This window comes from Corynebacterium sp. MSK073, assembly GCF_030232085.1.
Classification (GTDB): Bacteria; Actinomycetota; Actinomycetes; order Mycobacteriales; family Mycobacteriaceae; genus Corynebacterium.
The window spans coordinates 56026-73267 of sequence record NZ_JASPIY010000008.1; the positions used below are offsets into that span (position 1 = coordinate 56026).

Sequence of the window (17242 nt, forward strand, 5' to 3'; positions counted from 1 at the left end):
GGAGGGGATTTCTCCCCGCAAGGTGGTCTTGCGCGATCGCGTTCCTTTAGAAGGCGAGTACTGGGCCGCCCGTGCCGGGGACTCACCCTTTCCGGAGGGAACCCTCCTTCCCGCGGACACGGTACTTTCGCGGCCCATTCCCGCGTGGTATCACCCCTTCGTCCCGCCGGAGGAACCGATCCCCTATGTCTACACCGTCGTCCACGCGGATGAAAACATCATTGTTGCCGATAAACCGCACTTTCTTCCCACCACCACGAATGGCCGTTTGCAGCGCGAAACCCTGCAAACTCGCCTGCGCGTGGACTTCGGCGAAGACGAAATCGTGCCGCTCCACCGCCTTGACCGCCTCACCGCAGGCCTTGTCATCTGCTCGCGCAATCCCGCGACCCGCGCGCCCTACCAGCGCATCTTCCTGGAGGGGAGGGCGGTGAAGAGGTATAGGGGCATCGTCAAGCAGCCGCTTTTCTGCGATGAGGAAATCAGGCTGCCTATGCACAAGCCGCGGGGCAGCAGGCAGGTGCTCGTGGCTGATAATGGCACGCCGACCTCGACGTATGTGCGCGCTGCGGGGCGGGAGGTGACCATGTGGCCGCGGACGGGGCATACGCACCAGCTGCGGGTGCTACTGAACCATCTTGGGCGCCCGCTCATCGGCGATGACACCTATCCCACGCCGCGTCCGCTCAGCCTCTACGATTTCTCGCGCCCGCTTTCCTTGCTGCACGAAACTATATCTTTTAGAGATCCTTTATCACATTCGGAGCGTCAGTTTTTCAGTTCGCGGGGCTTAGGAACTACAATCAGGTAATTACTAACCTCCGGCAAGAAAGGCGGCCCATGGCAGACCTCAGCGTTGCGCGCTTTGCGTCCAATTTTGGGCAATTCCTTAAGTTCGGTCTTGTCGGCGGCTCGGGTACCGCGGTTAACCTCTTCGTGTATTTTCTCGCGCAGAAACTCTTTGGTGCGGCGGATATCTTTGCCGAGGACCCCTTCATGAACCTCTTCGGTTCTGCATTCCACATCCGCTGGTACCACGTCTTTGCCACCATCTCCTTCCTCGTGGCCAATACCTGGAACTACCAGCTCAACCGCATGTGGACCTTTCGGACCGTGTCCAAAGTGTCCTGGATTCGCGGTTTCTTCCCGTTCCTTTTGGCGGGAATCGGAGCGTTTATCGTCAGCCAGGTCATCCTGACGCTGCTAATGAACCCCAACTCGCCCGTGGGCCTGCCCACCGATGTCTTTGATAACTCCACCGGATTGCGCACCAAGTCCTATTGGGCGCAGGCCATTTCCATCGTCGTGGCGATGCCTATCAACTTCATCATCAACAAGCTCTGGACGTTCCGCTCCAAGCCCAATAAGCCAGTCGTCGTCGACGAGGTCGCGCCGGTTTAACTACCCGCCCTTCGCCGCCGGCCACGGCCCTGCCATCCGCACAGCCCCAGCCGCCCCAGCCGCCCTTCGCGCTCACCAGCGTGGGGCGCTGGGGTCTTTTTGTGCCCGCCGGTGAGCGGCAAGGGCAGGGAGGGGCATCGCCAAGCAGGTGCGTGTGAGGCACCCTTCCCTTCGCGCTCACGGGGAGGTGGACTTCGTGCGCAGCGCTCGCCCCCGGTGAGCGGCACGGGAGGCCTCGCCCTTCGCGCTCACCGCCAACGGTTGCCGTCGGCGAAATCTCCTCCCCGTGAGCGGCAAGGGTGGGGAGGCCGGGAGCCGCTGACGCTAGCACCCCTTCGCGCTCACGGGGCGTAGAAAACGGAAACCACCCGCCGTCCGCGGTGAGCGCGAAGGGCGGGTGGTGGAGTGCGTGATAGCGGTGGGAGTGAGCATTAGTCCTCGAGCTCGGCGTCGAGGCGGGACTGGTCGCGGCGGTTTTGTTTCCGTCGGAGTGCGGGGGAGATGAGGACGGCCGTGACGGCGCCTACGGTCGAGCAGATGAGGTAGGGGGGGGCGGCAGGGACATCGGAAAGCGTGAAGGCGTGGTAGGCGATGCCGGCGAAGCAGAGGAACATCGGGATGAGGTAGAGGGCGGTCAAAGTCCAGTTGGAGTGGACGGTGGGGGTGGCGATGTGCCTGCGCATCCAGGCGGCGCTGAGGGACGTGCCGGCGAGGGAAGGGACGATGGCGAGGGGGCGAGGAGGCTGAGGCGGCCGGGGAGGGACCAGGCGAGGATGGCGGCGACGATGAGCTCGAGGAAGGTGATTGGGGTGAGGGTGATGGCGGAGGCCTTGGTGAGGATGTCACGTTCGAACTCGTCGGTGGAGGCGCGCTCCATCTGGTTGAGGGATATGTTGGCGATGGCGTTAATCATGTTGTTCAGCTCCAAAGATTTCTTCGACTGTTTTGTTTAGTTCGTGGCAGATGTCCAATGCGAGGTGCACGGACGGGGAGTAGTTGCCGCGTTCGATATTTGCGATAGTTTGCCGGGAGACGCCGACGCGCTCTGCTAGTTCGCCTTGCGACCATTCGCGCCAGCGCCGCCACTTGCGGACCATGTTGGGTTGTCCGGCCACAACATCACCTCTCGTGTCGTGTTTACATGACCTAATGTAAAGCAAACTTTACATTATGGCAAGGGTTAGACGCACAGATGCCAGCGCCAATATGGCTGGGTGGCGGATATAGGCAGCTGTGGCTTGCGGCCTTTGAGCAGGTCACGGGTGGCTTTGATGAGGAGAATGACTTGGTCAAGGTGGTGCGTGACGTCATCGGCAGTAAAGCGCAAAACCGTGTACCCGTGCGCGGTTGCGGCGTTCTGCTTGGAGCGGTCGGCCTGAAACGCGACGCTGTGGCTGTGGTAGGTCCAGCCGTCGATTTCCACGATGAGCTTGCCCATCAATAGGTCGAACCGGTACCCACACACCAGGGCGTTGTGAACAGGGAAAATGCCTTCTGCGCGCAGCGCGCGGCTGACTTTTCGCTCCGGCGGGCTATCCGCGCCGATGGCCGAAATCCGAATCGTCTCCTTCAACGCGCGCGGTGTCCGGCCCATTCGCTTGCGGTCCCGCTCCAGCCGGCCGGGCCCCTTCTCTCCGCGATAAAACTCCTCCAGCAGCGGGCTACAGGCCCTAGCAATCTTCCGAGCGGCCCACAGGACCTGCACTACCGGCAGCCCCTTGACCAGGCTCGTTGCCTTGAGCCGGGAATGCGAGACACGGAAATTCTTGCCCCTCAGCGTCCGCGGCCCCTCCGCTTCCAGCGGAAAGGTCAGCGGCCGGTCAAGGTGAATCTCCTGCGCGGTCTTCCCCGTAAAATGAATGCGGCTCAGCCCATGCACTAGCGCCTTCGCCACCGCCAGCGGCGACCACTCGTCGGTATAAATTCCCCGGTGAACGCGGTGCAGCTTGCCCGCGCGCACCCGCCGGCGAATCGCGTCCTTGCCCAGCCCCTGCTCGCGCAACTGCGCAGTCGTCCATGCCCCCATGGCTTCAACCTAAAGAAGCAGCCGCCTCCCCGTCCATACGGCTTTCGCCAGCCTGTGGATAACCGTCCCATTTCACGGTCCCACGGTCCATTTTCGTCGCCGCCCTGTGGATAACTCCCTCCATGCCTCCCTCGACGTCCCCTTCGCGCTCACCGGGGGCCACTTAGATGCGCTGGAGCGTCCCCTGGTGAGCGCGAAGGGCGAGTGTGGTCCCAGCCCGCCCTTTGCGCTCACGCCCACGCTTTCCGATGTCCATTTCCTCATCCCCGTGACCGCGAGGGGCGGTCCCACACCCGTCGCGCTCACCGGGAGGTGAAAACGCAGTGCCCCGCCCAGCGCTGGTGAGCGCGAAGGGCGGGGTAATGGGGCGTGAGGGCAGGGACGGGTGTCAGCGGTAGGGCGTGCGGGCGGGGTAACGGGGTGTGAGGCAGTGATGGTGGGCCGGAGGCGGGGAGCGGCCGCTAGGTCAGCGGGAGCGTGGAGGTCGGGTCGATGCCGCGAACCTTGGAATTGAGCACACCCGCGATGGCGAGCACCGTGAACATGGCGGCAGCGGAGAGGAGTTGGGTGCGGGCGGTGGCATCGGTAAGCATGAGCACCGCGATGGCCGCGAAGAGGGCGAGGGCGAACCAGGTGAGGTAGGGGAAGGCCCACATGCGGATGGGGAGGGGATGCAGGGCCTCGAGTTGGCGGCGCAGGCGCAGCTGGCTGACTGCGATGAAGACCCACACGATGAGCAGGGAGGCGCCGGCGGCGTTGAGCATGAAGGTGAGCAACCAGCCGGTATCGGCGTAGTTGAGGACGACCATGAGCGCGGACAGTGCGACGGATAAGGCGATGGCGGTAGTGGGCACGCCCTCGGTATTGGTGGCGGCGAAGATGCGCGGGGCCTCGCCGCGGGAGGCGAGCGAGTGCATCATGCGGGAGGAGGCGAAGATTTGCGCGTTGAAGGCGGATAGCAGCGCGAGGACGATGATGACCTCCATGATGCCGGCTGCGCCGGGGATGCCGGCTGCGCCGGGGATGCCGGCGCGGTCGAGGACCATGGTAAAGGGCGATTCGGCGGCGGTGGAGGCGGCGTCCAGGCTGGAATAGGGAAGCAGGAACGTGATGACGAGGACGGAGCCCAAGTAGAACACAGAGATGCGCAGGATGGTGGAGCGCACGGCGTTGACGAGGGACTTTTCGGGATCCTCGGATTCGGCGGAGGCGATGGCGACGACCTCGATGCCGCCGAAGGCGAAGGCGACGGCGAGCAAGCCGGCGGCGACGCCGCCGAGGCCGTTGGGCATGAAGCCATCGGCAAGGAAGACGGATGTGCCCACGAAGGTGTGGCCGGGCAGGAGGCCGAAGATGAGGAGGACGCCGATGATGAGGAAGGCGATGATGACGACGACCTTGATGAGCGCGAACCAGTACTCGAACTCGCCGAAGGTGCGCACGCGCAGCAGGTTGACGAGGCCGAAGACGGCGACGCAGATGGCGGCGGGGATCCAGGGCGGGACGTCGAACCACGAGCCGATGAAGCCCGCGGCGCCGGTGATTTCGGCGCCGAGGACGGCGACGGTGGCGCACCAGTAGATCCACCCTTGGGTAAAGCCCGCCCAGCGGCCGATGCCGTGCTCGGCGTATTCGGAAAAGGAGCCGGAGGCGGGGATGACTGTTCCCATCTCTCCGAGCATTTGCATCACGAGGATGGCGAGGAAGCCGGCGATCGCGTAGGCGATGATCACCGCTGGGCCAGCGGCGGAAATGCCGACGCCCGTGCCAAGGAAGAGACCGGCGCCAATGGTGGAGCCAAGCCCCATCATGGTCAGGTGGCGGACCTTCAGGCCAGAACCAAGGGCAGAAGAGTTATCAGACACTTCTCCATGGTATTTCTCGGCCGCAGGGCACGGGAATTGGGGTGGCGTTAATTCTTGTGGAGGTCCTCGTTCAGCGCGACGGCCTCGGCATTCCACTCCACGGCCTCGACGGCACCAGAGACGGAATTGCGGCGCAGCAGCAGGCCGGAGGCACCAGAGAGCTGGGAGCCCTTGACGGCCTCGCCATTGCCGACGCCCAGGGCCTCAGCCACCTTGCCAAAGACGGCGACCTTGGTGCCGGCGGTGACATAGAGGCCGGCTTCGATAACGGCGTCATCGCCAAGCGAAATGCCGATGCCCGAGTTAGCGCCGAGCAGGCAGCGCTCGCCGATGGAAATCACTTCCTTGCCGCCGCCGGACAGGGTGCCCATGATGGAGGCGCCGCCGCCGATATCGGAGCCATCGCCCACGACGACGCCCGCGGAAATGCGACCTTCCACCATGGAAGCGCCCAGGGTACCGGCGTTGAAGTTGACGAAGCCCTCGTGCATGACCGTGGTGCCCTCTGCGAGGTGGGCGCCTAAGCGGACGCGGTCGGCGTCACCGATGCGCACACCGGAGGGGACAACGTAGTCCACCATGCGGGGGAACTTATCCACGGAGTAGACCACGACGGGGCCGCGGGAGGCGAGGCGGCCGCGCACCATCTGGAAATCGGACACGGCGCAGGGGCCGTAGTTGGTCCACACCACGTTATTGAGGTGGCGGAAGATGCCGTCCATGTTGAGGCCGTGCGGCTTTACCTCACGGTGGGAGAGCAGGTGGAGGCGCAGGTAGGCGTCGTAGGTATCGGTCGGGGCCTCGTCGAGGTCAGCGATGGAGGTTTCCACCGCCACGCGGGCCACGCCGCGCTCCTCATCGGGGCCGACGAGGGCGGAGAACTGCTGCGGAGTCTCCTCCAAACGCGTCGTGCCGGTGGTCTCTACTTGCTTATCGGTATGAACTGCTGGGAACCAAACGTCCAAGACGGTGCCGTCGTGGGTAATGGTTGCCAGGCCACGTGCGGATGCAGAAGTCATGGTGGCTAGCTTAGCAATTACTGTCGTACTTGTTCGCGCTTGCCCGCGGGAACCACAAAGGACAAGGCGACGAGTGCGGCAAAGAGGATGATGACGGCGATGACTTGGTTGCGGGCGGAGGGATCAAAGAGCATGAAGATGGTCAGCGCGGCCAGCGCGGCGGCGGTCGCCCACGGCAACCAGGGGTAGCCGGGCACGCGGATATCCGTGAGCTCGCCGTTTGCTTTCAACTGCGGGTGAAGCTTGAGGAAGGAGGCGACGATAAACGCCCACACAACCAAGAGGCAGCCACCGACGGCGTTGAAGAGGAAGGCCAGCAGTCCCGGCGGGTTCCAGAATTGGAGGCCCACCGAGGCGAAGGCGAAGATCATGGACAAGATGACGGCGTTGATGGGGGAGCCGGAGTGGTTGGTCTTGAGGAAGAACTTGGGCGCGCAGTGGTCCTTGGCCATGTCAAAGACCAAGCGGGAGGTGGCGTAAATTTGGGCGTTAAAGGCGGACAACAGGGCCAGCGCGATGATGGCCTCCATGAAGCCTGCGGCGAAAGGAATCTTGGCGGCCTCGAGCACCAAGGTAAACGGCGAATCGGCGGCGGCATCGGCATCTTGAATCTGGCTAAATGGCAGGGCCATGGTGATGACCACGATGGAGCCGATGTAGAAGATCATGATGCGCACGATGATGGCGCGCACTGCGGTAGCCACGTTGCGGGCGGGGTCCTCCGACTCGGCGGCGGCGATGGTGACCAGCTCGATGCCGCCGAAGGCGAAGGCCACGGCGAGCAGCCCCGCGGCGAAGCCCGGCATGCCATTGGGCAGGAAGTTATCGGTGAAGTTGGTGCCGGCGCGGGAGAGATCCATGCCGGGCAGGATGCCGAGTGCCATGAGGATGCCGACGACGAGGAAGGCGAGGATGACGGCGACCTTGATGATGGCGAACCAGAACTCGAATTCACCGAAACCGCGGACGGCGGCGAAATTCACCACGGCGAAAAAGGCCACCGCGATGAGCGCGGGAATCCACGGGGCGATATCGAACCAACTGCCGATGATCGCGGCGGCGCCCGTGATCTCGGCACCCATGACCATGATGAGCATGAACCAGTAGATCCAGCCCATCGTAAAGCGCGCCCAGTGGCCGAAAGCTTGGCCGGCGTAGGTGGAAAAGGAACCCAGGGAGGGACGCGCCGCGGCTATTTCCCCGAGCATCCACATGATGAGCGCGATGAGGACGCCGGCGACGGCATAAGAGATGAGCACCGAGGTGCCGGAGATTTGGATTCCCAATCCGACGCCCAAGAAGAGACCGGCACCCACCGCGGAGCCAAGGCCCATCATGGTGAGGTGTCGCGATTTCAATTGTGTGGCTTCGGCCATAATTACCACCTTGTGAGAGGTTATTTTTTGCAGTGAAGTGAACATTACACAATGCAACGGACCCAGCGGGGCGCTACCATGGCGGCTTGTGACTTTAGATCTATATGCCGACCCCATTGAAGTGACCAAGGCGCTCGTCGATATCCCGAGCCCCTCCCACCACGAGGAGGCCATCGCGGATGCGGTGGAAGAAGCCCTGCGTGGTCTCAACGTGGAGGTCGCCCGCTTTGGCAATACCGTGTGCGCGCGCACGAACCGCGGGATGGATTCCCGCGTGGTTCTTGCAGGCCACATCGATACCGTTCCATTGGCAGATAACGTACCGCATTGCATGGACACCGCCGAAGATGGCGCCGAGATCATGTTCGGCTGCGGCACTGTGGACATGAAATCCGGCATGGCGGTATACCTCAACGCCTTTGCTCACCTGCATGAATCGGAAGAGCTTCAGCACGACCTGACCGTCATCGCTTATGAGGGCGAAGAGGTATCCACTGAATTTAATGGGCTGGGCCACTTGCAAAAGGACCACCCCGAGTGGTTGCAGGGCGATTTCGCGCTCCTGGGTGAGCCCTCCGGCGCCATGGTCGAGGCCGGCTGCCAGGGCACGATTCGCCTGCGCGTGACGGCGCATGGCACCCGCGCGCACTCGGCCCGCGCGTGGCTCGGCTCCAACGCCGCGCACAAGCTTGCCCCCGTCATGACGCGCATTGTGGACTACGAGCCGCGCGAGGTCACCATCGATGGCTGCACCTACCACGAGGGGCTGAACATCGTCCACCTCGAGGCCGGCGTGGCCACCAATACCCTGCCGGACGAGGCCTGGATGTTCGTCAACTTCCGCTTCGCCCCGGACCGCAGCACGGAGGAGGCACTGGAGTACATGAAGGGGGTCATCGGCAAGCATGAGGACGTCACCATCGAGATCGACGACATTGCTGGCGCCGCCCTGCCTGGCCTGGGGCAGCCTGCGGCGCGTGCGCTTGTCGATGCCGTCGGTGGCAACGTCCGCGCCAAGTTCGGCTGGACCGATGTCTCGCGCTTTGCTGAGATGGGCATTTCGGCCGTGAATTTTGGCCCCGGCGATCCGGGCTTTGCGCATAAGAAGGACGAGCAGGTGCCCACGGCGCAAATCACCGAAGTTTCTACCGCTCTGCTTAATTACTTGAAGGGATAAAAATGACCCCTGACCACATGCGTACCCTGCGCGGCCCGCTCTTGCTGCGCAGCGAAGGAGAACAAGGCTCCACCTTTGACCAGCGCCTGTTGGAATCCGGCGCGGACCACGAATGGCAGCATGCCGATCCGTGGCGCGTGCTGCGCATCCAAGGCGAATTCGTCGCCGGCTTCGATGCGCTGGCCAAGCTGCCCAAGGCAGTGACGGTCTTTGGCTCCGCGCGCACCAAGCCTGAGGATGCGAGCTATCAGATGGCCGAAGAACTCGGCCGCAAGCTCGCCGAGTGCGCCTACGCCGTCATCACCGGCGGCGGCCCCGGCATCATGGAGGCCGCGAATAAGGGCGCGCACGAGGGCGATGGCCTCTCGGTGGGACTCGGCATCGAATTGCCGCACGAGCAGGGCCTCAACGAGTACGTGGACTTGGGCCTGAACTTCCGCTACTTCTTTGCCCGCAAGACCATGTTCTTGAAGTACTCCCAGGCCTTCGTCTGCCTGCCCGGCGGCATGGGCACCATGGATGAGTTCTTCGAGGTTCTCTGCATGGTTCAGACCGGTAAGGTCACCAACTATCCCATCGTGCTCATGGGCACCGATTATTGGTCTGGCCTGCTGGAGTGGATGAAAAATACCCTCGCCGCTGGCGGGTACATCAACGAAGATGACCAAGAGCTTTTCCTGCTTACCGATGACCCCGATGAGGCCGTCGCCCACATCATCGAGCGCCACAAGGTGATGAGCGATAAGCGCATTAGGGAGCCGCGTTGAGCCTCGCGCGCGTGATGGCGATAGTCAATCGCACCCCGGATTCCTTTTATGACAAGGGGGCCACCTTTGACATGGACCCCGCCCTCAAGCGCTGCGATGAGGCCATTGCGGCGGGAGCCTCCATCATCGATATCGGCGGGGTCAAGGCCGGACCGGGCGAGGAGGTGGATAGCGCGGAGGAAATCGACCGCGTCGTGCCCACCATTGCCCGCGTGCACGAGCGCCACTCAGAGGTACTCATTTCCGTGGACACCTGGCGCAGCGAGGTCGCCGAGGCCGCCATCGCCGCCGGGGCCGGGCTGGTCAATGACACCTGGGCCGGCTGGGATCCGCAGCTTATCGAGGTCGCCGGCCACCACCGCGTAGGCTACGTGTGCTCGCATACCGGCGGGATTACCCCGCGCACCCGCCCACACCGCGTGCACTTTGATGACGTCGTTGCCGATGTCATTGCTGAGACCACCGCCCTGGCAGAAAAGGCTGCGGGGCTTGGCTGCCCGGAAGATCTCACCTTCATCGATCCCACGCATGACTTTGGTAAAAACACCTATCACGGCCTAGAACTTTTGCGGCGCATTGATGAGATCGTCGACACCGGCTGGCCCGTGCTCATGGCGCTATCCAATAAGGACTTCGTGGGTGAGACCCTCGCGCGCGGGGTAGGAGATCGCGTCGCTGGAACGCTCGCCGCCACCGCCTGGGCCGCAGCGCACGGGGTGGCCGCCTTCCGCGTCCACGAGGTTGCTGAAACCATAGACGTCATCCGCATGACCGCCGCCATCCAGGGCACGGCCGCGCCCCTTGACACCACCCGTGGACTCGCATGAGCGTTTCCGTCATCATCCCCGCCCTCAACGAGGAGCCCACCGTGGCCGGCGTTATCCGCGCCTGCCTTGCCGATGACCCCCTCGAAGTGCTCGTCATCGACGCCGATTCCACCGACGACACCGCCGCAGTGGCGCGCGCAGCCGGTGCCGACGTGCGCAATTGGCGCGATATCCTGCCCGAACCGCCGCGCCCCGGCAAGGGGGAATCCCTGTGGCGCGGGGTCGCCGCCGCGCGCGGGGACATCGTCGTCTTTATTGACGCCGATCTAGAATCCGCCGCGCCCGGCATGGTCACAGCGCTCGCGGCGCCCTTTAAGGATCCGGGTGTGAACATGGTCAAGGCCCGCTATCGCCGTAGTCTCAATGGCCAACCCACCGGCGGCGGGCGCGTGACCGAATTGACTGCAAAGCCGCTCATCCGGCAATTCTTCCCGGAGCTAGCCCACATCGATCAGCCTCTGGGCGGCGAGTACGCGCTTCGCCGCTCTGCCGCGCTAGAAGTGCCCTTCGTGGAGGGCTATGGGGTGGAAGCGGGGCTGCTGGTGGACATCGGCAAGCGCGGCGGGCTGACAGAAGTCGACCTAGGCACTCGTGTCCACCGCAATCGGCCGCTTGATGAGCTCGCGCCGATGGCGGATATCGTGGCGCGCACGCTGCTCTCGCGCGCCGGGGTGAGTGCGCCGATTGCTCAGCGCCCACCGCTGCTAGGTAGGATTTAAGTCATGCTGTCCTGGATTGTGCTCATCGTGGTGCTCATTGCGTTCATTGTGATCGGAACGTGGCTGTGGGGTTCGATTTTTGGCCCCGGGACCGTGATGGACCCGCCCGATGAGCCGCAGAAGGTGCTGGAAAATAACCGCGCCGCCGCAGCTCAGGGCCGTTTTGAGGACGTGCAATTCGAGGTCGTGCCGCGTGGGTACCGCCAAGATCAGGTTGATGATCTGCTCGCGCAACTGGAGCTGGAATTAGCGGCCGCGCGGAAAAGCGGGCAAAAAGGGACTAAGCTGGAAAGAAACGAAGAAAGTTAAGGAGCCCAACTATGGCAGCAATGAAGCCACGTACCACTGGCGGCGAAATGGAAGCGGTGGTGGAATCCCGCAAGATCGTCATGCGCATCCCATCCGACGGCGGCGGGCGCATCGTTATCGAGCTGAACAAAGAAGAGGCCGCGGAGCTCGGTTCTTTGTTGACCGAGGTTTCTAGCTAGTCTGGATACATGCTTTCTCATATCGTCGACATTCTGGCCGATCCAAACGACGGCACGGCGCTTTCCGGCGCCGATGATTTTTCCCGCCTCGTTTCGGAATCCGGCCATTCCTTTGATGTGGCCAAGCAAGGGTATGTGACCTTAGCGGCCGGTGCTGGCCTGAAGCACAAGGGCGATGACATGGATATGGTCAACGCCCGCGAAGCGTACCTAGCCACCGGCCATTTCGCGCCGTTCGTTGAGTCTGTGACCGGCGCAGTACAAGACGCGCTCGATGCCAGCTCGCTGTCTGCCTCTACGCCCGCCTCGCTTCTCGAGGTCGGCGCCGGAACCGGCTACTATCTGGCCCACACGCTTGACTCCATCGACGGCGCGCGCGGCGTCGGCCTCGATATTTCCCCGCATGCGGCCAAGCACTTGGCTAAGTGCCACCCACGCGTGGGTGCCGTGGTTGCCGATGTCTGGCAGCAACTTCCCATCCGCGATGAATCCATCGACGCGATTTCCGTGGTCTTCGCCCCGCGCAACCCATCCGAATTCCAGCGCGTCCTCGCCCCCGGCGGCCAGGTCATCGTTCTGACCCCGGGCGCGGGGCACCTCGATGAGCTGCGCGAACCCCTCGGCATCCTCGGCGTGGAAGAGGGCAAGGTCGAGCGCATGTATGAGCAGGCAGAAGGCCACCTCGAGCAAGCGGCCGACCCGGTCGATATTTCCTTCCCCATTCACCTGGATAAAGCGGCCATCGCCGCACAGGTAGGAATGAGCCCGTCCGCCCGCCACATCAGCGCCGATGAGCTCGCCGAGCGAATGGCCGCCCTTCCTCCCACGCTGACGGTCACCGCCCGCGCTCGCCTAGACCGCCTCCGCGCGGTTTAATAAACGCAGGTTCACCTCGCCTTCGGCATACATACCGCCCTTCGCGCTCACCAGCAGCGCCCGGGGCGGTTCATTTGTGTTTCCGGTGAGCGCAAAGGGCGGGTGTGGAATAGGCCAGTCACCGTACCCTCCCTTGGCGCTCACAGGGAACAGCTTGCCGATACCCCTCCACCTTGCCCGTGAGCGCGAAGAGCTGGTGGCATCGGCAGGGCGGTGGCTGACGGAAAACGAGGGTGCAGAATGCGGCTAAGGACGGCATCATTTGACTCGTGCGGTCGGTCCTAGGGACAGATGGAAGGAATACTCGCCCTTCGCGCTCACGGCAAGCACATTCTGATGGCCGGAGTCGCTCGCCGGTGAGCGCGAAGGGTGGGTGTGGAGTCAGCCAGCCACCGTTGCCTCCTTTGGTGCTCACGGGGAGCTGCTTGCCGATGTCGCGACGCCTCGCCGGTGAGCGCGAAGGGCGGGCGCCGAAAGGCGGGTGGCGAGAGGCTGGCCAAAAGGCGCGTGGCGGCAGGGGGAGGGTAGCAGTATTAGAGCTTGGAACCGGAGCGCTGCCAGTCTTGTTCGATGACTGCGTCGCCGGTGGTCTCGACATCCATGCCGGAGCAGCCGCCGTCGAAATAGACGCGGGAGGCCATGGCGATGAGGCCGCCGTCGACGAAGACCTCCACCGTGGAGCCGTCTTGGATGATGGTGAGGGTGTCGGAGTCGCCATCGGCAAGCGTGGCGGTGGCGGGAGCGGAATCGGCGAAGAAGTGATCGAAGGCCTTGTTCATGGAACGATCGAGGCTGATTTCCTCGCCGGAGTGGCAGATGGTGGCGGCGGGGTTGCCGTTGCCATCGCGAAGGGTGATGGTGACGCTGGAGCCGGTGGGAACCTCCATGACGCCGGTCCAGGAGCGCGCGTAATCCGAAAGCTTGACCGCCTCGGGCAGGCCGGTGGCCGGTGCCTGGTACAAGACGCCGCCCTCGAGCGTGACCTGGCGCGGCAGGGAGAGGGCATTCGACCAGCCTTCGGCATCCCAAGAGGCGTGCTGGGTGGCGTCATCGCCGCGGCCGTTGCCGTTGAGCAGGCCGAGGATGACGGCGCGCTCGTAGCGGCTTTCTTCAGGAATCGTGCCTGCGGTGGCGTTGGTATTGCGCGGGCGGGAGAAATCGTGGCCGAAGTCCACGCGGCGGAAACCGGAGACCACCGTGAAGGTGGTATCTTCCAGCTGGCCCACGAGGTAGCCGGAGACATCGCGGCCGTCGCGCTCGAGGGTGACGAAAAGCACGTCGTAGATTTCCTCGTCGATTTCATCGCGCAGGCGCACGATGCGCGGGGAAACCACTGGGGGAATGGGGGAATCGGCGGGCACCTCGCCGTCGAGGAAGCCTGGGTCACCCTCGAAGGTGAGGCTGCCGCGCAGGGACCATGAGATGCCGTCGTGGCTTTCTAGAATGACCGGCTGCGGGGTTTCGGTGCGGCCGGATAGCGCCAGCATGAGCCAACCCATGTGGCCGTCTTCGCGGTCATCGGTGGCCCAATCGGGCACGACGGAAGGCGAGCGGAAACGGGTGTGGTCGGTGGTATTGCCGGCCACCTCGCCAAAGCGCACGACGTTGGGGTCGAGGGCTGAGGAGTCATCGGAGACCTCGCAGACATCGTCGATGCCGGAATAGCGCGCGAGGCGAATGGAGGTGCCGGTCGCGGTCACAGAGGTGAAATAGAGGTTGATGGCGTCCTCACCTTGGGCCACGGAACCCGCGCGGAGGGCGAGCTCGCCGCCGACGGGCGCGAGGACGTCATCGCAGTCCAGCCAGTTAAACGGTACTTCCTCCGAGTACGTGTGTCCCCAGCGGGCCGGGGCATCGGGAGTGGGGCGGTACTGGTAGAACATGTGCCATGTATCGCCATCACGAAGGACGCCGGCGGGCGCGTCTAGGATGCCGGCATCGGGGATGAAGTGGAGTTCGGGGCGGTGAGTCGTCACGGCATTCCTCTCTTAAATCAGGTGCGGGTTACAAGCTTGGGTTGGGGTGGCAGCTACGCCGGGGAGGAAACTCGTTGACCTGCCACGCGGTGCTTTCGCGAACTTTATGGGCCAGTGTCCGGCTGTCATGTACACCCAGAATACGGATATCTTTTAGCGCGTGCAGGGGCCCTTGCTTGCCGATGCTCCCTTAAAGCTTCGTCACCAATGTCAGCCCCGATCCCAGTGGGAGCCGGGTCACGGTGGCGCCTTCGAGCTCGCGGAGGTATTCATCGGCTTCGCGCGCGGCGGCGGTATCGCGGTCGGTGCGGGAGGTGTCGGCAACGGTGCCATCGAGAAGCGCATTGGCAAGCACCAGCGTGCCGTGCTGGTGCAGCAGGGGCCAGGCCGCCTTGATGAGGGCAGGGAGGTCGAGGGCAGCGACGTCCGCGTAAATGATCTGGTAGGCCTCGGTAGCCAGGCGTCCGAGCACGTCGAGGGGGCGCGAGGGAAGGAAGCGACCGCGGGTGGGGGCGTAGCCGGCCTCGCGGAAGGCGGCCTTGGCGCTGCGCTGATGCTCGGCCTCAGGGTCGATGCACGTGAGGATGCCGTTATCCGGCATGCCCGCGAACAGGTAGAGGCCCACGACGGAGGCGGCGGGGGTAATCGCCACGGCCTGGGGGCGGTCTACCACACCGGAAGACGTCGCCGTCAGCGTCGTGAGAAGCTGGCCGGTGGATTCATCCGGGACGGGCAGGCCGTATTCCTCGGCGTGGTCGCGGGCGCCGCGGAGAGCCGCCGAAGGCTCACTGGTGGAATCGATATAGGAGCGCAGTGCGTCATATGCGGTAGTAGTCACGATTAAGACAATAGGTAAAGTTGCGCGCAAGGGTGGCAAAAACGCGCCTAGCCAGCGAAATTGTGGTCTGTGGGAAGTATGTGACGGACTCACAGGATATTATCAGCGCAGCAGCTGGAGTTTCCGCGCCGAGTATAGAAAAATGACACCCATGACAGAAACGAAGCGCGATGCCGAGTCCGTTGCCTCCACCGATGCGAACGTGGAGTTGACCGGTACCGCGGCGTTCGATGCTGGGGAAGCTACGATGCCTTCGTGGGCCGAATTGGTGGCAGAGCATGCCGATGGCGTGTACCGCCTAGCCTACCGTTTATCCGGTGACCAGCAGGATGCCGAGGATCTCACCCAAGAGACCTTCATGCGTGTTTTCCGCTCCTTGGATAAGTACCAACCGGGTACCTTCGGCGGCTGGCTGCACCGCATCACTACGAACCTCTTTTTGGATATGGTGCGCCACCGCTCCAAGATTCGCATGGAGTCCCTGCCAGAGGATTATGAGCGCGTTCCGGGGACGGATATGACCCCGGAGCAGGCCTATACCGTGGCGAACCTGGACCCGGTGCTGCAGTCCGCGCTGGATAGCTTGGCGCCGGATTTCCGCGTTGCCGTGGTTCTGTGTGATATCGAAGGCATGAGCTACGACGAAATCGCCGAGACCCTCGGCGTAAAGATGGGCACGGTGCGCTCGCGCATCCACCGCGGCCGCTCCCAACTGCGCGCGGCGCTGGAAAAAGAGGCACAGACCAATGCGGAAGCGCGCATCTTGCTGCGCACGCGCTAGAATCGAATCATTACCTCCCCTGCCGCGTGGCAGGGGGACTTAAGTGTGAGTAATCCGTCTGTGGAATGAACGTGAGGAGGGTGTCGATGGACTCACTGCGAGGACGCCGCACCCTCTCCAGGCTCAGCGTACGGGGCGAGTTCACCCCCGCGCAGGCGAAGGCCCGGGATAAGGCAAAGGCGCGGGCGCGGCGCAGCGATTCCATCGGTCACCTTGGCCCAGAGGCCGTCGTTGCCTTCGTCGATGGGGAGATGGAACCCAAAGCCATGCACCGCGTGCGCATCCATCTAGTACACTGCGCGGAGTGTCGCGCCGACGTGCACCACCAGCGCCACGCCTCCGAGTGGGTACGTCACTGCAGCGATGATTCCGCGGTGAAGGCCCCGCAGTCCTTATTGGCTAAGCTGGCGGGAATGGCTACGGAGGGCGTGGCGCCGGGGCCCGATGCGTCGACCCCGGCGCACCGGCCGGAGCAGGATTTTCTGGATAAAGTCGAGACGGTGGTACGCGCGATTAAACACAATCAGCGCGGGCAGAACTAAACGGAGGGCGAGGATTTAATCGTGTTTTCTTCCATTGGCTGGCCTGAGATTATTGTCATTGTCCTCCTCGGCATCGTCATCATCGGCCCGGAGCGCATGCCGGAGGTCATCAAGGACGTGCGCGCGGCCATCTATGCCGCCCGCAAGGCCATCAACAACGCGAAGGCCGAGCTCAATGGCGAAATGGGGTCGATCTCCGCGGAATTCGATGATATCCGCGGCCCGCTCAATCAGGCGGCGCAGTGGACGCGGCTAGGCCCCAAAGGCGCTATTACCAAGGCGCTTTTCGATGGCGATGATTCCGCCTGGGACGACTTCAACCCCAAGAAGATGGCCGAAGACATCAAATCCGGCACCGCGCCGAAAGAACCCGAACAGCGCGCGCAGGACAACAGTGGTGCTACCCGGCCCACCTTTAACTATGCCGAGGTATATGGCGATACCACCGAAACGACCCAGCAGCCGGCGCAGCAGCCGCCCCAGCAACAACAAAAGCCGCAGCGCGGTGGGGAAGATTCCACCGGCGGCGGCTCTGAGTGGAGCGACGTTACCTAATACAACGCG

22 protein-coding genes are annotated in these 17242 nt (G+C 63.5%); 13 read left to right on the forward strand and 9 right to left on the reverse strand.

Annotated features, from left to right (window positions below):
* Positions 1-22 precede the first annotated feature (22 nt).
* Together QP970_RS06930 and QP970_RS06935 are read left to right on the forward strand one after the other, a co-directional pair.
* Positions 23-811 (forward strand): pseudouridine synthase, encoded by a 789-nt coding sequence (locus tag QP970_RS06930; protein WP_239267986.1) that lies wholly within the window; start codon positions 23-25, stop codon positions 809-811.
* A 29-nt stretch (positions 812-840) separates the two neighbouring features.
* A complete protein-coding gene (locus QP970_RS06935; RefSeq protein WP_005280100.1) occupies positions 841-1401 on the forward strand; it encodes a GtrA family protein in 561 nt (186 codons plus the stop codon).
* Positions 1402-1832: 431 nt separating this feature from the next.
* On the opposite strand, the gene QP970_RS06940 is transcribed toward QP970_RS06935, so the two are convergent.
* The 4 genes from QP970_RS06940 to QP970_RS06955 form a co-directional block, all read right to left on the reverse strand.
* Positions 1833-2084, reverse strand: coding sequence for a hypothetical protein (locus tag QP970_RS06940; RefSeq protein WP_239275756.1), 252 nt, complete (start codon positions 2082-2084; stop codon positions 1833-1835).
* On the reverse strand, positions 2036-2314 hold the full coding sequence (locus tag QP970_RS06945) for a hypothetical protein (RefSeq protein ID WP_239267898.1): 279 nt from the start codon (positions 2312-2314) through the stop codon (positions 2036-2038). The genes QP970_RS06940 and QP970_RS06945 overlap by 49 nt, the downstream gene beginning before the upstream one ends.
* On the reverse strand, positions 2307-2516 hold the full coding sequence (locus QP970_RS06950) for a helix-turn-helix transcriptional regulator (RefSeq protein WP_023017728.1): 210 nt from the start codon (positions 2514-2516) through the stop codon (positions 2307-2309). Before QP970_RS06950 ends, QP970_RS06945 begins: the two co-directional genes overlap by 8 nt.
* 65 nt (positions 2517-2581) lie before the next feature.
* Entirely contained in the window at positions 2582-3427 is an 846-nt protein-coding gene (locus tag QP970_RS06955; RefSeq protein WP_239267896.1) for a type IV toxin-antitoxin system AbiEi family antitoxin domain-containing protein, read from the reverse strand.
* A 106-nt stretch (positions 3428-3533) separates the two neighbouring features.
* Between QP970_RS06955 and QP970_RS06960 the strand changes: the two genes are divergently transcribed.
* Positions 3534-3743 (forward strand): hypothetical protein, encoded by a 210-nt coding sequence (locus QP970_RS06960; protein WP_284771517.1) that lies wholly within the window; start codon positions 3534-3536, stop codon positions 3741-3743.
* A gap of 145 nt (positions 3744-3888) precedes the next feature.
* Here QP970_RS06960 and QP970_RS06965 read toward each other — a convergent pair whose 3' ends face one another.
* The 3 genes from QP970_RS06965 to QP970_RS06975 form a co-directional block, all read right to left on the reverse strand.
* Entirely contained in the window at positions 3889-5238 is a 1350-nt protein-coding gene (locus tag QP970_RS06965) for an amino acid permease (protein WP_350309408.1), read from the reverse strand.
* A gap of 101 nt (positions 5239-5339) precedes the next feature.
* On the reverse strand, positions 5340-6311 hold the full coding sequence (gene dapD / locus QP970_RS06970; protein ID WP_239267892.1) for a 2,3,4,5-tetrahydropyridine-2,6-dicarboxylate N-succinyltransferase: 972 nt from the start codon (positions 6309-6311) through the stop codon (positions 5340-5342).
* 17 nt (positions 6312-6328) lie between these two features.
* Positions 6329-7687 (reverse strand): amino acid permease, encoded by a 1359-nt coding sequence (locus QP970_RS06975; protein ID WP_239275294.1) that lies wholly within the window; start codon positions 7685-7687, stop codon positions 6329-6331.
* Between the two features lie 88 nt (positions 7688-7775).
* On the opposite strand from QP970_RS06975, the gene dapE reads away from it, so the two are divergent.
* The 7 genes from dapE to QP970_RS07010 are packed head-to-tail and all read left to right on the forward strand — an operon-like array spanning position 7776 to position 12541.
* Positions 7776-8864: a succinyl-diaminopimelate desuccinylase gene (gene dapE / locus QP970_RS06980; protein ID WP_284869799.1), complete on the forward strand. Its 1089-nt coding sequence runs from the start codon at positions 7776-7778 to the stop codon at positions 8862-8864.
* A 2-nt stretch (positions 8865-8866) separates the two neighbouring features.
* Positions 8867-9631: an LOG family protein gene (locus QP970_RS06985; protein WP_239267886.1), complete on the forward strand. Its 765-nt coding sequence runs from the start codon at positions 8867-8869 to the stop codon at positions 9629-9631.
* Between the two features lie 14 nt (positions 9632-9645).
* Positions 9646-10458, forward strand: a complete 813-nt coding sequence (gene folP, locus QP970_RS06990; RefSeq protein ID WP_239267984.1) for a dihydropteroate synthase — start codon at positions 9646-9648, stop codon at positions 10456-10458.
* Positions 10455-11177, forward strand: a complete 723-nt coding sequence (locus QP970_RS06995; RefSeq protein WP_239267884.1) for a glucosyl-3-phosphoglycerate synthase — start codon at positions 10455-10457, stop codon at positions 11175-11177. The genes folP and QP970_RS06995 overlap by 4 nt, the downstream gene beginning before the upstream one ends.
* Positions 11178-11180: 3 nt before the next feature.
* The gene (locus tag QP970_RS07000) at positions 11181-11486 is read left to right on the forward strand and encodes a DivIVA domain-containing protein (RefSeq protein ID WP_239267882.1); all 306 of its coding nucleotides are present in this window, start codon (positions 11181-11183) and stop codon (positions 11484-11486) included.
* An 11-nt stretch (positions 11487-11497) separates the two neighbouring features.
* On the forward strand, positions 11498-11665 hold the full coding sequence (locus QP970_RS07005; protein WP_005280113.1) for a DUF3117 domain-containing protein: 168 nt from the start codon (positions 11498-11500) through the stop codon (positions 11663-11665).
* A 9-nt stretch (positions 11666-11674) separates the two neighbouring features.
* A complete protein-coding gene (locus tag QP970_RS07010) occupies positions 11675-12541 on the forward strand; it encodes a methyltransferase domain-containing protein (protein WP_239267880.1) in 867 nt (288 codons plus the stop codon).
* A 533-nt stretch (positions 12542-13074) separates the two neighbouring features.
* Here QP970_RS07010 and QP970_RS07015 read toward each other — a convergent pair.
* Together QP970_RS07015 and QP970_RS07020 are read right to left on the reverse strand one after the other, a co-directional pair.
* Complete coding sequence (locus tag QP970_RS07015) at positions 13075-14517, reverse strand: GH32 C-terminal domain-containing protein (protein ID WP_239267878.1); 1443 nt, start codon at positions 14515-14517, stop codon at positions 13075-13077.
* Positions 14518-14707: 190 nt separating this feature from the next.
* Entirely contained in the window at positions 14708-15355 is a 648-nt protein-coding gene (locus QP970_RS07020) for an O-methyltransferase (protein ID WP_239267876.1), read from the reverse strand.
* Between the two features lie 151 nt (positions 15356-15506).
* Between QP970_RS07020 and sigE the strand changes: the two genes are divergently transcribed.
* The 3 genes from sigE to QP970_RS07035 all read left to right on the forward strand — a co-directional run bounded on the left by sigE (position 15507) and on the right by QP970_RS07035 (position 17233).
* Positions 15507-16136 (forward strand): RNA polymerase sigma factor SigE, encoded by a 630-nt coding sequence (gene sigE / locus QP970_RS07025; RefSeq protein WP_239267874.1) that lies wholly within the window; start codon positions 15507-15509, stop codon positions 16134-16136.
* Positions 16137-16201: 65 nt separating this feature from the next.
* A complete protein-coding gene (locus tag QP970_RS07030; RefSeq protein ID WP_239267872.1) occupies positions 16202-16678 on the forward strand; it encodes an anti-sigma factor family protein in 477 nt (158 codons plus the stop codon).
* A gap of 21 nt (positions 16679-16699) precedes the next feature.
* The gene (locus QP970_RS07035; RefSeq protein ID WP_239267870.1) at positions 16700-17233 is read left to right on the forward strand and encodes a twin-arginine translocase TatA/TatE family subunit; all 534 of its coding nucleotides are present in this window, start codon (positions 16700-16702) and stop codon (positions 17231-17233) included.
* The last annotated feature ends 9 nt before the right edge of the window (positions 17234-17242 follow it).